12 protein-coding genes are annotated in these 14,596 nt (G+C 70.3%); 6 read left to right on the plus strand and 6 right to left on the minus strand.

Annotated elements, in window-relative coordinates:
• The first annotated feature begins 529 nt into the window (after nt 1–529).
• Nucleotides 530–1,081, plus strand: coding sequence for a transglycosylase family protein (locus tag CRM89_RS16060; protein WP_098084782.1), 552 nt, complete (start codon nt 530–532; stop codon nt 1,079–1,081).
• Nucleotides 1,082–1,151: 70 nt separating this feature from the next.
• Here the strand turns inward: CRM89_RS16060 and CRM89_RS16065 are convergent, their stop codons facing one another.
• Nucleotides 1,152–4,139 carry a UPF0182 family protein gene (locus CRM89_RS16065; protein WP_098084785.1) on the minus strand — a complete coding sequence of 996 codons (2,988 nt, stop codon included), beginning with the start codon at nt 4,137–4,139 and terminating at the stop codon, nt 1,152–1,154.
• Nucleotides 4,140–4,347: 208 nt separating this feature from the next.
• On the opposite strand from CRM89_RS16065, the gene CRM89_RS16070 reads away from it, so the two are divergent.
• Nucleotides 4,348–4,929, plus strand: coding sequence for a PPA1309 family protein (locus tag CRM89_RS16070; RefSeq protein WP_041560363.1), 582 nt, complete (start codon nt 4,348–4,350; stop codon nt 4,927–4,929).
• A gap of 107 nt (nt 4,930–5,036) precedes the next feature.
• Here CRM89_RS16070 and CRM89_RS16075 read toward each other — a convergent pair whose 3' ends face one another.
• Nucleotides 5,037–6,062, minus strand: coding sequence for a PDZ domain-containing protein (locus CRM89_RS16075; RefSeq protein ID WP_098084787.1), 1,026 nt, complete (start codon nt 6,060–6,062; stop codon nt 5,037–5,039).
• Nucleotides 6,063–6,168: 106 nt separating this feature from the next.
• On the opposite strand from CRM89_RS16075, the gene CRM89_RS16080 reads away from it, so the two are divergent.
• From CRM89_RS16080 to CRM89_RS16090, 3 genes are all read left to right on the plus strand, one after another.
• On the plus strand, nt 6,169–7,581 hold the full coding sequence (locus tag CRM89_RS16080) for a zinc-dependent metalloprotease (RefSeq protein WP_060594641.1): 1,413 nt from the start codon (nt 6,169–6,171) through the stop codon (nt 7,579–7,581).
• An 89-nt stretch (nt 7,582–7,670) separates the two neighbouring features.
• The gene (locus CRM89_RS16085; RefSeq protein WP_060594640.1) at nt 7,671–8,540 is read left to right on the plus strand and encodes a TOMM precursor leader peptide-binding protein; all 870 of its coding nucleotides are present in this window, start codon (nt 7,671–7,673) and stop codon (nt 8,538–8,540) included.
• Nucleotides 8,541–8,748: 208 nt separating this feature from the next.
• Complete coding sequence (locus CRM89_RS16090) at nt 8,749–10,095, plus strand: AarF/ABC1/UbiB kinase family protein (protein ID WP_098084789.1); 1,347 nt, start codon at nt 8,749–8,751, stop codon at nt 10,093–10,095.
• Between the two features lie 136 nt (nt 10,096–10,231).
• On the opposite strand, the gene CRM89_RS16095 is transcribed toward CRM89_RS16090, so the two are convergent.
• From CRM89_RS16095 to CRM89_RS16100, 3 genes are all read right to left on the minus strand, one after another.
• On the minus strand, nt 10,232–10,537 hold the full coding sequence (locus tag CRM89_RS16095; RefSeq protein WP_011211067.1) for a WhiB family transcriptional regulator: 306 nt from the start codon (nt 10,535–10,537) through the stop codon (nt 10,232–10,234).
• 154 nt (nt 10,538–10,691) lie between these two features.
• On the minus strand, nt 10,692–10,973 hold the full coding sequence (locus tag CRM89_RS30455; protein WP_127516233.1) for a hypothetical protein: 282 nt from the start codon (nt 10,971–10,973) through the stop codon (nt 10,692–10,694).
• A gap of 124 nt (nt 10,974–11,097) precedes the next feature.
• Nucleotides 11,098–13,248 (minus strand): ATP-dependent DNA helicase UvrD2, encoded by a 2,151-nt coding sequence (locus CRM89_RS16100; protein WP_086846768.1) that lies wholly within the window; start codon nt 13,246–13,248, stop codon nt 11,098–11,100.
• Between the two features lie 99 nt (nt 13,249–13,347).
• Between CRM89_RS16100 and CRM89_RS16105 the strand changes: the two genes are divergently transcribed.
• On the plus strand, nt 13,348–13,578 hold the full coding sequence (locus CRM89_RS16105) for a mycoredoxin (RefSeq protein WP_041561313.1): 231 nt from the start codon (nt 13,348–13,350) through the stop codon (nt 13,576–13,578).
• A 79-nt stretch (nt 13,579–13,657) separates the two neighbouring features.
• On the opposite strand, the gene nudC is transcribed toward CRM89_RS16105, so the two are convergent.
• Complete coding sequence (nudC, locus tag CRM89_RS16110; protein ID WP_086846764.1) at nt 13,658–14,557, minus strand: NAD(+) diphosphatase; 900 nt, start codon at nt 14,555–14,557, stop codon at nt 13,658–13,660.
• Between the last annotated feature and the right edge of the window lie 39 nt (nt 14,558–14,596).

Raw genomic sequence — 14,596 nt, forward strand, 5'->3', positions numbered from 1 at the left:
GCACAGAAGGCAAATCGCTGACCGAGCGGCGCGGGGAGGCGACGAGCGGCCGCGCGCGGGGCGGCACCCGGAGGCGCCGGATCGGGGCGAATCAGCAGGTCGCCTTCGCGGCACCGCCGCTCGACCCGGACAGAACAGCCATTTCACCCCGGCCCAGAGCTGCCCCCGGCCACCCCCGGAGTCCGAGAAGGGCGGAATAAACGTGACCGGTGTCACCATTTCGGAGTGATCTCCTGCACATAACGGGCAGATAACAAGATCGCGCATGTTCTCCGATTCCATGCATTCACCTGCCCGAACAGCAATTACCCGGCCATTCGTTTCAGACAATTATCGCAGTTATCAAGATGTGATCTATCGAGATTGCTTCGTTACCGTCGTGCAGCGGCCCGGATCAACCGAGACGGGCACGAACTCGGATCGTCGAACGCCGACACCCTGCCCCGCGGTCCGAGGATCCCCGACGACCCGGGGGCAGGGACCGGCGAACACCTGCCGGGCAGGCGGGCGCGGGGAGGGATCCACAACCATGACGCAGAACCGGAAGATCAGCACTCGCGCCCTCGGCTTCGTGGCTGCCACGGGCGCCCTCGTTGCCATCCCGTTCGGACTGTCCACCGCCACCGCCTCGGCCGCCACCCACAACTGGGACGGCGTCGCGCAGTGTGAGAGCGGCGGCAACTGGGGCATCAACACCGGCAACGGCTACTACGGCGGCCTGCAGTTCTCGCACAGCACCTGGGTCGCCAACGGCGGCACCGGTTACGCCCACCAGGCCAGCAAGGAAGAGCAGATCCGGGTCGCCGAGAACGTCCTGCAGACCCAGGGTGTCGGCGCCTGGCCGGTGTGCGGTCAGTACCTGACCGCGGGCACCTCCGCCGACGTCGCGCCCGAGCCCGCCCCCGAGCCCGAGGCGCAGCCGGAGCCCGCCCTGCCGATCCCGGCTCCCGAGAACAGCCGCGAGGTCTTCGAGCAGGTCAAGAGCGCCGGCGCCGATCTGGCCCGCCAGTACGGCGTCGAGGGCCAGTACCAGCAGCTGCTCGAGCAGCACAGCGTGCTCATCGACTCGCTGGGTCGCTGACGCATCGGTCGCACCGACGACAACGGCGCCGCCGTCCCGAGGGACGACGGCGCCGTCTGCGTCTACCGACCTACCTGCCCGCGTCCTGGTAGGTCTTGACCGCGGCCTCGAGTTCTTCCAGTGCCTTGCCGAAGTCCTGGAAGTTGCCGCTGCGCATGGCGTTGCGCACGGCCTCGATCTTGCGGTCGAGTTCCGCGGCGGCCGCGTCCTTGGCCGCCGAACCGGTGGGCGGCGGCGTGGTCTGCGGTTGCGGTGTGCCGCCGTCGGCGGGCGGCTGCGTGCTGTCGACCACCGGCGGCGCGGTGCCCGGTTGCGGCCGGGTCGCCGGATCACCGCCGAACGGCGTCGCCAGCGAACCCGCGCCGGGCAGCACCTGGTTCAGCGCCTCGGCCAATGTCGAGGCATAGCCGACCTTCACGCTGCCGGCCTGGTCGCGGTAGCTCACCAGCACGCGCAGCAACTGCGGGAAGGTGGCGGTGTTCGGGCCGGTGTTGCGCTCGTTGTAGAACGGCTCGACGTAGAGGATGCCGCCGTCGGCTATCGGCAAGGTCAGCAGGTTGCCGTATCTGATCTTGTTCGAGTTGGACAGCAGCGTCTTCTCCTGCGAGACCTGCGGCGCCGTCGTCATCGTGTTCTGCGTCTGCTGCGGACCCTGGGTCTGGGTGTCGGTGGGCAGCCGCAGGATCGTGAACTTGCCGTAGTCGTCGGGATCGGAACGCACCGAGATGTAGGCCGAGAGGAACTGGCGGTTGTAGCCGACCATCGCGCTGGTCAGGTTGAAGACCGGTCGATTGGTCTTCGGATCGCCCAGCAGCACGTAGTACGGCGGCTGGTTGAAGCTGCCGCCCTCGATGGTGGGATCGCTGGGCACCGACCAGAACGCGTTGTTGGTGAAGAACTCACGCGGGTTGTCCACGTGGTACTTGGTCAGCATCTCGCGCTGGACCTTGAACAGGTCCTCCGGGTAGCGGAAGTGCGCGCGCAGTTCCGGGCTGATCTCGCTCTCCGGCTTCACCGCGCCCGGGAACACCCCGCGCCAGGCCTTCAGCACCGGATCGGTGGAGTCGACCTCGTAGAGGGTGACGGTGCCGTCGTAGGCGTCGACGGTCGCCTTCACCGAGTTGCGGATGTAGCTGACCTCCTTGCGGGGCAGCAACCGGCCGGTCTTCTTGTCGATGCTGTCCTCGACCGCGCCCTCCAGCGAGGTCTTCTGCGCGTACGGGTAGTTGTCGAGAGTGGTGTAGGCATCGACGATCCACACGATGCGCTCGTCGACCACCGCCGGGTAGGCGTTGCCGTCGGTGGTCAGCCACGGCGCCACCTTCTGCACGCGCTCGCGCGGGCTGCGGTTGAAGATGATCTTCGAATCGTCGCCGATCGCCGAGGAGAACAGGATGTTGCGCTCGGCGTACTTGGCGGCGAAGGCCAAGCGGTTGAACCAGTTGCCGATCGGGACGCCGCCCTTGCCGGTGTAGGTGTACTGGGCGGTGTCGGAATCGTATTCGCGCGGCGCCTGGCCGTCGGCGCCGCCGACGATCGCGTAGTCCGGGTCGGACTGGGAGATGAGCTCGCCGAAGTAGATACGCGGCTGCTCGACCGGGATCCGCTGGCGGTCCTTCGGCGTGAACAGGTCGCTCACCAGGAAGATCGGGTAACCGCTGTCGGACGAGCCACCCGCGGCCACGTCCTCGGACTGCGGCTTGTTGACCCGGTTGGCCGGAGCGGCGACGAAGCCGTTGCCGTGGGTGTAGACGGTGTGCTTGTTGATCCAGTCGGTCTGGTTGCCGGTCAGCGCCGCGGGCGAGAGCTCGCGGGCGGCGACGATGTAGTCCTGCAGGTTGCCGTCGAGGTTGTACCGGTCGATGTCGAGCGACTCCGGGAACCCGTAGAAGTTCTTCAGCTGTCGCAGCTGGGTGAACGTGGGCGAGAGGATGTTCGGATCGAGCAGACGGGCGTTGCCGATGGTGGCGGCGTCGACCGGGACGTCGAGCGGGTTCTTGTCGCTCTCGCCCTTGTAGTCCTTGTACTCGATCTTGTCGGAGGTGATGCCGAACGCCTGCCGGGTCGCGGCGATGTTGCGCTCGATGTACTCCGACTCCTTGTCCGCGGCGTTCGGGCGCACCGAGAACTGCTCGACCACCAGCGGATACACCGCGCCGACCAGCACCGAGGACAGCACCAGCAGCGCCGCGGCCATCGCGGGCACGCGCAGATCGCGCAGCACCACACCGGCGAAGAAGGCCACCGCGCAGATCACCGCGATCGCCAACAGGATCAGCTTGGCGGGCAGCACCGCGTTGATGTCGGTGAACGAGCCGCCGTAGAAGGTGGGCTCCTTGCGCGAGCTGGAGAGCAGGTCGTAGCGGTCGAACCAGTACGCGACCGCCTTGAGCAGCACGAACAGTCCGGCGATCACCGCGAGCTGGATGCGGGCGGGCCGGGTGAGCGTGCCCTCGCGGCCGCTGAGCCGCAGCCCGCCGAAGATGTAGTGGGTCACCAGGCTGGCGAAGAACGCGATCACCACGGCGACGAACATCCAGTTCAGGACCATCCGGTAGAACGGCAGGTCGAAGGCGTAGAAGCCGACGTCGAGGTGGAACTGCGGATCCTGCTCGCCGAAGTCGCCGCCGTTGAGGAATAGCTGCACCGTCACCCAGTTGGACTGCGCGACCAGGCCGGCCAGCAGGCCGAGCAGCACCGGGATGCCGATGCCGAAGGTCTTGAGCCTGCTCATCACGGTCGTCCGGTAGCGGGCGATCGGGTCGTTCGGCCCGGCCATCGGCACGAACACCGGCCGGGTCCGGTACGCCAGCAGCAGCGCCAGCCACACCGTCGCGCCGACGAACAGCGCCACCGCGGCGAACAGGATGATCCGGGTGACCACGACGGTGAGGAAGACCTCGCGGAAACCGACCTCGCCGAACCACAGCCAGTTGGTGTAGGCGTCGGTGAACCGCGGGCCGAGCAACAACAACGCCGCGAGGACGACAGCCGCCACCAGCAGCACGCGGCTGCGTCGCGACAGCGAAGGTAAGCCGGATGGGGGCCGCATGCCCACGATGCCACTCTCCAAGGTCCGGCGGCGCCCGCACCGATACCGGCGGGGACACCGCAGTCCGACGTTGCGGTAGGTCCTTGCGGACCGTCCGCGCCCACTCTACGGAAAAACGGACATCGGTACGTCGTGCGGGTCACGACCGGCACGTCGGCGTCTCGGTTGCGCGGCTCCGCGGCCGCCGGCCGGCCGGGAGTGCAAGGATGGCCGGGTGACCGCAGATCTGCACGCCGAACTCGTTCTGTCCCGTGCCGTCCGTGAGGTGGCGGAGTTCGCCGACGCCGAGGGCTGGGGCCGACCGCCGCAGATGTTCGCGCTGGTCCCCACCGCCGACCTGGTGGCTGCCGAGCCGAACCTGCTCGACGAGCTCGACCAGGGCAACGAACTGACCCCGATCGCGCAGGAGCCGCTGCCCGCCGACATCACCGGCGGGTCGATGGCCCTCGACGAGTTCCTGGCGACGACCACCTGGCCGCCCGCGGTGCGCGGCTGCGTGCTGGTGCAGGAGATCGTGGTGCTGCCGCCGGATGCGGAGAGCACCCTCGACGACGCGCTGGCCCCGCTGCTGGCCGACCACGACGCGGCCGACGCCGCCGCCCGCGCCGCGGCCGAGGCGCATCCGCAGCGGCGGGAGGCGCGGCTGTTCGCCGCGGTGTTGCGCGAGGGCACCTCGCTGTCGCTGCTGCAACTGCGTCCCGACGACGACGCCGACGACTTCGGCGACCTCGAGCTGCGCACCTACCCCAACCTGGCGCCGAACGTCATCGAGGCACTCCACCACACACTCGACTGAGCGGTCAGCGGCCGGAGGCGGTAGCGCAGCGTCACCACGCAGGCTGCCCGCTCAGGCGACGAACGACACAGCCTGAGCGGTCAGCGGCCGGAGGCGGCAGCGCAGCGTCAGCCGCAGGTCGGCGCTTCCCCTCCACTGCCGAGGGCGGCCAGCGACTGCACGGCGCCGTCGAGGGTCTCCACCTTCACCAGCCGCAGCCCGTCCGGGATGCGCTGCCGTGCCTCGTTGCAGTTGGCCGCGGGCACCAGGAAGGCTTCCGCGCCCGCCTCGCGCGCGGCCATCATCTTGTACTGGATGCCGCCGATCGGGCCGACCTTGCCGTCCTGCTCGATGGTGCCGGTGCCCGCGATGAACTTGCCGCCGCCGAGTTCGCCGGGGCTGAGTTTGTCGATCAGCGCGAGGCTGAACATCAGGCCGGCCGAGGGGCCGCCGATGTCGGCCAGGTTGAAGGTCACGTCCATCGGCGGCCGGGCGCCCTCGCCCGGGGTGACGCCGAGGAAGCCCTTGCTCGCGTCGTCCGGGCGGGCGGCCAGCGTGACGGTGGCGGTCTGCTCGGCGTCGTCGCGGCGGAACACCACGGTCAGCGGCGTGCCGGGGGGCTGCGAGGAGACGGCGTTCACCACGTCCTGCGGCGAGGTGACCGGCGCCCCGTTGATGCTCACGAACTCGTCGCCGGGCCGCAGCACGTCCTTGGCCGGGCCCTCCTCGCCCACCTGGCGTACCAGCACGACCGTGGGCAGCCGCAGGTAGTGCAGCGCCGCGACTTCGGCGGCGCCCTCGGAGTCCTTGAACTCCTGCTCGTTGGAGCGGTCGATCTCCTCACGCGGGACTCCGGGCGGGTACACCTCGGCCCGCGGGACGATGCCGTGCCTGCCGCTGGCCCAGAAGCCGAACGCCTCGAACAGGTTGAGCCCGTCGCGCACCGACACGGTGGTCATGTTCAGGTGTCCGGTGGTCGGGTCCAGCTCGGCGCCGCTCACCTCCACGACCTGCTTGCCGTCGAACTCGCCCAGGGTGTCGAAGGTGGGCCCGGGCCCGAGCGCGACGAAAGGCACCGTGAACACGGTGCCGAGGACACCGAGCACCAGCACCGGGACGAGGGCGGCCAGCAACGTGAGGATCCGACGATTCACCCCGCCCACCCTAAAGGTTTCGCTGTCCGCGTAACGGCCCGGCACGGCCCCGGATACGTGCCCGTCCCAGCGCACACGTCGCCGCGGCCCGCGTAACGTTGGGAGTATGAGTGACTACCCGTTCGGATTCTCGAACCGCGACGATGACGACGACGCGCGCAAGCGCGGCGGCGAAGAACCGATCGGTCCCGGGGCGAACAATCCGTTCGGCTTCATCGTCGGCGGTCCCGGCGGCGCCGGTTTCGATCCCGCGCAGCTGGGTCAGATGCTGACCTCCCTCGGTCAGATGCTCAGCGGCATGGGGGCGCCGGGCGGTGCGCAGTCGGGGCCGGTGAACTACGACGTGGCCAAGCGGCTGGCCCGCCAGCAGCTCGGTTCCGCGACCGGGCCGGTGTCGCAGGGCTCGGCGAAGGCGGTCGCCGACGCCGCGCACCTGGCGGAGCTGTGGCTCGACGGCGCGACCACGCTGCCCGCGGGTGCGGCGAAGACCGTGGCGTGGACGCCGGTCGACTGGATCGAGCAGACGCTGTCGACCTGGAAGCGTCTCTGCGACCCGGTCGCCGAGCAGGTCTCGACCATGTGGACCGCGCAGCTGCCGGCGGAGGCGCGCGAGTTCGCCGCCCCGATGGTGGGCATGCTCGGCCAGATGGGCGGGCTGGCGTTCGGCTCGCAGCTGGGGCAGGCGCTCGGCCAGCTGGCCAAGGAGGTGCTCACCTCCACCGACATCGGCCTGCCGCTGGGTCCCGCGGGCACCGCGGCGCTGCTGCCGTCGGCGATCTCGGAGTTCAGTGCCGGGCTCGAGCAGCCGGAGAGCGAGATCCTGGTGTTCCTGGCCGCGCGGGAGGCCGCCCACCAGCGGCTGTTCGCGCACGTGCCGTGGCTGCGCCAGCAGGTGCTCGGCGCGGTGGAGGACTACGCGCGCGGCATCAAGATGGATTTCTCCGCGTTGGAGGAGGCCGCCCAGAGCATCGATCCGATGTCGCTGACCGATCCCTCGAAGCTGGAGGAGCTGCTGGCGCAGGGCACCTTCGAGCCGCAGACCACGCCGGAGCAGAAGCAGGCGCTGGAACGGCTGGAGACACTGCTGGCGCTCATCGAGGGCTGGGTGCAGGTGGTGGTCGGCGAGGCCGTGGGCGACCGGCTGCCCGGGGCGGGCGCGCTGGCCGAGACGCTGCGCAGGCGCCGCGCCACCGGCGGACCGGCCGAGCAGACCTTCGCGACGCTCGTCGGCCTGGAGTTGCGCCCGCGCAAGTTGCGCGAGGCCGCGGAGCTGTGGCGCAGGCTGACCTCCGATGCGGGCGTGGAGAAGCGCGACGGTGTGTGGGCGCATCCGGACCTGCTGCCCGACTCCGACGACCTCGACTCCCCGGCCGGGTTCATCGATTCGGTGATCGGCGGCGGCGCGACCGCCTTCGACGATCCGCTCGCGCAGCTGGCCGAGACCGAGGCGCGCGAACGCGCCGAACGCGAGGGCGGCGCCGACTCTCCGGAGACCGGCGAGGACACCGGCAAGTCCTGATCCGCTGTCCTGTGCACAAGCCGAAACCCTGTGGATAACCAGGGTTTTCGGAACGGTTCGCGGCATCGGCGTTGCGCATACTGCTGGGCATGACGCTGACGACGACCCGCCCGCTCGGCCCGATGCTGCACCCGCGCGTGACGGTGCTGGTGCGCCCCTCCGGTGTGGTGCAACTCGGGTGGGATCCCGAGCGCGCGCTGCTGCTCGACCCGCCCGGGCTCGACACCGCCGCCGTACTCGGCTTCCTGCGATTGCTGGACGGATTGCGGACCCGGCCCGAAATCCTGTGGGAGGCCGAGCGCGGCGGCATCGCCGCCGAGCGCGCCGGTGCCCTGCTCGACGAGATCGATGCCGCCGGGCTGTTGCGCGCGCCGCGCGAGCGGCCCCGTGACGTCCGAATCGTGCGTGTGCACGGCCTCGGACCGCTTTCCGACGCCGTCACCGCCGGCCTGCGCGGCCTCGGTGTGCGCGCGGCACGCTCCCGCGGCTACCGGCCCGAGAAACCGGCGGGCGGAACGCACGCCGATCTGGTGGTGCTCACCGACACCGTCGTCGTCGATCCCCGCCTGGTCGCCGATCTGGTGATCCATCGCGTTCCGCACATCCACGTGCGGGTGCGCGACGGCAAGGGCATCGTCGGCCCGCTCGTGCTGCCCGGCGCGACCAGCTGTCTGCGCTGCGCCGACCTCACCAAGGCGGACTACGACCCGGACTGGCCACACCTGGCGGCCCAGCTGCTCGACCGGGTCGGGCACGCCTCCCCCGCGGCCGTCGCCGCCACGGCCGCGCTGGCGCTGGGCGAACTGGAGGCGATCGTGGAGGGCTCGGCCCGCCGCGCCCCCGCCACCCTGGACGCGACCCTGGAACTGGACCTCGACACCTATCAGCTGCATCACCGCCCGTGGGACCCGCACCCACGCTGCGGCTGCCGCCGGTTGCGGCTACTGGCGGCGACGTGAGCGGGGCGCCCCGCGCCGGCAATCCCTCCGCCCGGGTGTTGGCGGCGGATTCGCGTTTCGCTTCTTGCGCGAGGCGCTGGTCGGGCATCTGGTCCGAGGGATCGCGCGATGGTGTGACGTGGCCGACGTGACCGAACGGACAGCCCCGTGTGCCGGGAAAAACTCCGGATTGTCGTGGCAGAGCCGGGGGTGCGTCCGCCATGATGGGGTGGTGTCAGAGATCGCGCGCCGTGGCTCGTCCCGAAACGCCAAGTTAGCCAAGATTCCGCTCGGTATCGCCGGACGAGCCGCCGTCGGCTTCGGCCGGAGGCTGGCCGGTGGCGATCGGACCGAGATCAACGCTCAGCTCAACCAGAAGGCCGCCGAGCAGCTGTTCACCGTGCTCGGTGAGCTCAAGGGCGGTGCGATGAAGTTCGGCCAGGCGCTGAGCGTGATGGAAGCTGCGGTGCCCGAGGAATTCGGTGAGCACTACCGCGACGCGTTGACCAAGTTACAGGCCGCCGCGCCGCCGATGCCCGCCGCGACCGTGCACCGGGTGCTGGATCAGCAGCTGGGCACGCAGTGGCGGCAGCGGTTCCGCTCCTTCGACGACACGCCCGCCGCGTCCGCGAGTATCGGGCAGGTGCACAAGGCGGTGTGGTCGGACGGCCGCACCGTCGCCGTGAAGGTGCAGTATCCGGGTGCCGACGACGCGTTGCGCGCCGATCTGAAGACGCTGTCGCGGATGACCGGCCTGATCTCCTCGGTGATCCCCGGCGCGGACGTCAAGCCGATCCTCGCCGAGATCACCGAGCGCACCGAGGAAGAACTCGACTACCGCAACGAGGCCGCCAATCAGCGCGCCTTCGCCAAGGCCTACGACGGGCACCCCGAGATCGTGATCCCGAAGGTCGTGGCCAGCGCCCCGAAGGTGATCGTCAGCGAATGGCTCGACGGCACACCGGTGTCGGCGATCATCAAGGCGGGCCAGGCCGATCCGGCCGGCACCAGAGACCTGCGGAACCGGGTCGCGCTGCTGATGGGGCGTTTCCACTTCTCCGCGCCCGAGGCGGTCGGCCTGCTGCACGCCGACCCGCATCCCGGCAACTTCATGATGCTGCCCGACGACAAGCTGGCCGTCATCGATTTCGGTGCCTGCGCACCGCTGCCGAACGGCTTTCCCGAGGTGCTCGGGCAGATGCTGGCGATGGCCGTCGAGGAGGACTACGACGGGCTGACCCGGTTGATGAAGGAGAACGGCTGGGTGAGCCCGGGCCGCACCGTCACCGAGCAGGAGATCGCCGACTATCTGCGCCCGTTCTCCGACCCGATCCGCACCGACTCGTTCCATTTCACCCGCCGGTGGATGCAGCGGGTCGCGGGCAAGGCCACCGACTTCTCCAGTGCGGAGATGAAAACGGCTCGCGCACTGCAACTTCCCGCAGATTACGTGATGATCTTCCGTGTCCTCGGCGGCTCCGTCGGCATCCTGGCCCAGCTCGACGCCGAGATCCCGTTCATGCAGCTGGCCTACACCTGGCTGCCGGGCCTGCGCGAACACCGCTCGGCCAGCTGAGGTTTCGAGCACGCAGTCGAGCCGCTCACCGGGAAACAGGGGTGAGCGGCTCGTCTGCTTTCGCGTAGCTGGGCCGGGCGGTCCGGGGTGGACGGCCGGGCCGCAGTGCACGGAGGGAGGGGCGACATGCCCGGCCTCACGCCGGGACCGCCACCTTGCGGGGCCTGCCCCGGGGGCGCTTGCGCGCGATCACGACGCCCTGGTCGAAGATCTCGCCGCCCCAGACACCCCACGGCTCACGCCGGTCGATGGCCGCGCTCAGGCAGCCCTTGCGGATGGGACAGGACGCGCACAGCGCCTTGGCCTGCTCCAACTGGACCGGGCTCTCGGCGAACCACAGGTCGGGGTCCTCGACACGGCACGGCAGCACCGTCGCGATGTCACGGGCGGGGGTCTTCCCGGCCACGGTTCGGCATGTCACGTCAGCAGTGGCGGAGGTCATTCGCTCTGCGGTGAACACGTCGTTCTCCTTCAGCTCGTTTGCAGCGGTCGTTCTCGTCGGGCGAAACCGGTGCCTGCCGGCTGAAGGGCCGAAACAGAAAAATGGCCACGGTTTCGCGTCGTGCGATCCGTGGCCGGGAGGTCGGGGCGTTCCCCTACCTATGTCGACATCTGTGTCGACTCCTGATCACGGACGCGGGATGGTCGGCATTGCGCAGGCGTGCCGAAATGGGTGCGGCGACACCGGCTGCTGCCTCGGCAACGGCCGGTCGCCAGCCTGCGGCGGGCTTGTCCACAGCGATCACGCCGAACGCGTGCATCTCGGACAGACCGGTCCCCTGCTGCGCGCCGAAACGGTGCGCGACAAAGCGCGGGGAGGCCGCGACAGGGCTGTACACCGCAACGCCATTGACAGCGAATTCGGTGATGCCGTTCATCGTCGAGCCTCCCTTCCGTACTGGTCGCCGATCGTGGATCAGGTGTCGAAACTGGCGCGCCGGAATACCCTCCCGGTGCGTGAAACCACCATATGCGTTGTCCGCGAAACCGACAACCTATTTTCTACCTGCGGTTTTGTGATCCCGACCGTACTCGCGACGCCACGATCGCCAGTACCTCGGCTCCGTAGTCGACGATCTTCTTCGCGCCGATGCCCGCGATACCGGCCAGTGCCCGGTCGTCGGCGGGCAGTTGCTCGGCGATCGCGGTGAGGGTGGTGTCGGTGAACACGACGAACTCCCGCACCCCCAGTTCGCCGGCCTTCTCGGCGCGCCATTCCCGCAGCGCGGCCAGCAGGTCCGCGTCCACCTCGGCCGGGCAGCGGCGGCACCGGCCGAGCATGGTCGCGTAGGTGCCGATCAGCGGCTTCGCGCACACGCGGCAGCGCGGGCGGTTCACCTCGGAGGGCCGCATGGCGGGCGCGGCCACGCGCGAGGCGGGCGAGTCGTCCGGGACCAGGCCGTTGAGGAAGCGCGACCGCCTGCGCGAGCGTCGGCCGCCCTCGGTGCGGGACAGCGACCAGGACAGCCGCAGGTACTCCCGCGCCCGCGTGACACCGACGTAGAGCAGCCTGCGCTCCTCCTCGAGGGCGGCGACATCGGCGACCGAGCCGTCGTCGGCGAGCACGTGCGCGATCGGCAGCGTGCCGTCGGTGAGACCGACCAGGAACACCGCATCCCATTCCAGGCCCTTGGCGGCGTGCAGCGAGGCCAGCGTGACACCCTGCACCGTCGGTGGATGCCTGGCCTCGGCGCGGGCGGCCAGCTCACGGAGCAGGCCGGTCAGGTCGAGCGCCGCGTCGTGGGCGACCAGTTCCTCGGTGAGGGTCACCAGGGCCGTCAGCGATGCCCAGCGCTCCCTGGCCTGCGCGCCCGCCGGTTCGGTGGCGGTGAGCCCGACCGGGGCCAGTGCCGCGCGCACCAACCGCACCAGGGCCGCACCCGTGCGCGCCTCGTCGGGCAGATCGTCGCGAGACGCGGCCTGCCGCAGCGCCCCGAGCGCCTGCCGCACCTCGGCACGCTGGTAGAAGCCTTCGCCGCCGCGCACCTGGAACGGGATGCCGCGTTCGGTCAGTGCCTGTTCGTAGGCCTCCGACTGCGCGTTGATCCGGTACAGCACCGCGATCTCCGCGGGCGGGGTGCCCGCCGCGACGAGCCGCTCGATCTTCGCGGCGACCGCGGCGGCCTCGGCGGGGGCGTCGTCGTATTCGGCGAACTCCGGTTCCGGCCCGTCGGGGCGCTGGCCGACCAGTTGCAGCCGGGTACCGGCGATGCGGCCGCGGGCCGCGCCGATGACGCGGTTGGCCAGCGAGACCACCTGCGGGGTGGAGCGATAGTCGCGCTCGAGCCGCACCACCGTGGCGTCCGGGAAGCGGCGGGAGAAGTCGAGCAGGTAGGACGGGGTGGCGCCGGTGAAGGAGTAGATCGTCTGGTTCGCGTCGCCGACGACGGTGAGGTCGTCGCGCTCGCCCAGCCAGGCGTCGAGTACCCGCTGTTGCAGCGGGGTGACGTCCTGGTATTCGTCGACGACGAAACTGCGGTACCGACCGCGGAATTCGTCGGCGACGGCGGGGAAGTCCTCCAGCGCCGCGGCGGTGTGCAGGAGCAGGTCGTCGAAGTCGAGCAGCAGGCCCTCGGGTGTGGTCTTCAGCGATTCGTAGGCGGTGTAGACCGCGGCGATGCGCCCGGCGTCGTAGGGGATGTCGCGGTGGTGGGCGGCGGCCGCGGCCGGATAGTCCTCGGGGGCGACGAGGGAGGACTTCGCCCACTCGATCTCGGTGAGCAGATCGCGCACGCTCTCGGTGGCCGTGGACAGGCCGACGCGGTGCGCGGCCTGGGCGACCACCGGGAACTTGGCCTCGAGCAGCCGCCACGGCACCTCGCCGACGACCTGCGGCCAGAAGTACTTGAGCTGACGCAACGCGGCGGCGTGGAAGGTGCGCGCCTGCACCTGGTTGGCGGCGCCGCCCAGGCCGAGCGCGCGCAGCCTGCCCCGCAACTCCCCCGCCGCCCGTGCGGTGAAGGTGACCGCCAGCACCTGATCGGCCTTCACGTGGCCTGCCTCGACCAGGTGCGCGATGCGGTAGGTGATGGTCCTGGTCTTGCCGGTACCCGCGCCGGCCAGCACACACACCGGCCCGCGCGGTGCGCGGACCGCGGCGGCCTGCTCGGGGTCCAGGGCGGCGAGATCGAGGGCGGGCACGGTCACCATCATGGCAGTCCGCCCCGACACCACCGGGGCGGCGGGATGTGGAACAGGACCGGACCACAGCGCGTTGTATCGGCTGTGACCGATGTGAACCCCGCCGTGACGATGTACTCCACCACCTGGTGCGGCTACTGCCGCAGGCTCAAGAAGCAGCTGGAGGAGTCGGGCATCAGCTATGTGGAGATCGATATCGAGCAGGATCCGGCCTCGGCCGAATTCGTCGGCAGCGTGAACAACGGCAACCACGTGGTGCCGACCGTGAAGTTCGCCGACGGTTCGACCGCGACCAATCCCTCGCTGGCCGCGGTGAAGGAGAAGCTCGCCGCCCTCGGCTGACCCATCGGAGCCACCTCGACCGATCCCGCGCCGCGCCGCGCGGGATCGGCCGTGTCGGCGGCCGTCCACCGCGGGCGGCTCAGTCCAGCGCCGCCCAGGATTCGACGATGGTGCGGGCGATGGAGATCGAGCCGGGCAGCAGCAGCCGCGCGCCCTCCCGTTTCGCGCTCCAGTCCCCCAGCTCGAGCGCCTCGCGCACCTCGGCGCGGGTGAACCAGTGCGCCTCGGCGATCTCCCCGTCGGAGAACACCAGCTCCTGCTCCGGGTCGCCCACCGCGGCGAATCCGAGCATCAGCGAGCGCGGGAACGGCCACGGCTGGCTGCCCAGGTAGTGGATGTCGCGCACATCGATGCCGACCTCCTCGCGCACCTCGCGCTCGACGCAGCGTTCCAGCGACTCGCCGACCTCCACGAACCCGGCCAGCAGCGAGAACATGCCCGCGGGCCAGACGGCCTGGCGCCCGAGCAACACCCGGTCACCGCCGTCGTGGATCAGGCAGATCACCGCCGGATCGATGCGCGGGAATTCCTCCTGCCCGGCTTCGGTCAACCGCGACCAGCCGCCCCGCGACACCGTCGTGACGGTGCCGTCGTGCGCGCTGTAGGCCGCCTTGTCGTGCCAGTTCAGCAGGGCGAGCGCGGTCGCGAGCACGCCCGCGGTGAAGTCGTCGAGTTCCAGCGCCGCGACCCGCAGATCGGTCAGCGGGCCGGACAGCTCGTCGGCGCGCACCGCCCACAGGTGCCTGCCCTCGGTGACGCCGAGGAACACCGCGGCGGGGTGCGGCTCGGCCGCGAATTCGACCGCCGGATCGAGGACGAGCGCCCCGTCGGCGAACCGGACCCGCCCGCGCTTGTCCACCCGCAGCAGCAGCGCTTCGGCCCAGCCCTCCTTCAGCGCGCGTTCGTCGGAGCGCAGCGTCTCCGCCCGATCCCCGGCGAAACGCGACAGCACGGGCACACCGTTGAGTTGGAACGACACGCCTAGAGACTACTTCCGTCCGGAGACGAACGCCCCGGC

Origin of the sequence: Nocardia sp. FDAARGOS_372 (genome assembly GCF_002554515.1) — a bacterium.
Classification (GTDB): domain Bacteria; phylum Actinomycetota; class Actinomycetes; order Mycobacteriales; family Mycobacteriaceae; genus Nocardia; species Nocardia farcinica.

What these genes read in the sequence shown, in the direction of transcription:
- CRM89_RS16100 (WP_086846768.1), bottom strand. Translation starts at nt 13,248, where the DNA reads ATGATGGTGACCGTGCCCGCCCTCGATCTCGCCGCCCTGGACCCCGAG.
- CRM89_RS16085 (WP_060594640.1), top strand. Translation starts at nt 7,671, where the DNA reads ATGACGCTGACGACGACCCGCCCGCTCGGCCCGATGCTGCACCCGCGC.
- CRM89_RS16095 (WP_011211067.1), bottom strand. Translation starts at nt 10,537, where the DNA reads ATGACCTCCGCCACTGCTGACGTGACATGCCGAACCGTGGCCGGGAAG.
- CRM89_RS16105 (WP_041561313.1), top strand. Translation starts at nt 13,348, where the DNA reads ATGTACTCCACCACCTGGTGCGGCTACTGCCGCAGGCTCAAGAAGCAG.
- CRM89_RS30455 (WP_127516233.1), bottom strand. Translation starts at nt 10,973, where the DNA reads ATGAACGGCATCACCGAATTCGCTGTCAATGGCGTTGCGGTGTACAGC.
- CRM89_RS16080 (WP_060594641.1), top strand. Translation starts at nt 6,169, where the DNA reads ATGAGTGACTACCCGTTCGGATTCTCGAACCGCGACGATGACGACGAC.
- CRM89_RS16060 (WP_098084782.1), top strand. Translation starts at nt 530, where the DNA reads ATGACGCAGAACCGGAAGATCAGCACTCGCGCCCTCGGCTTCGTGGCT.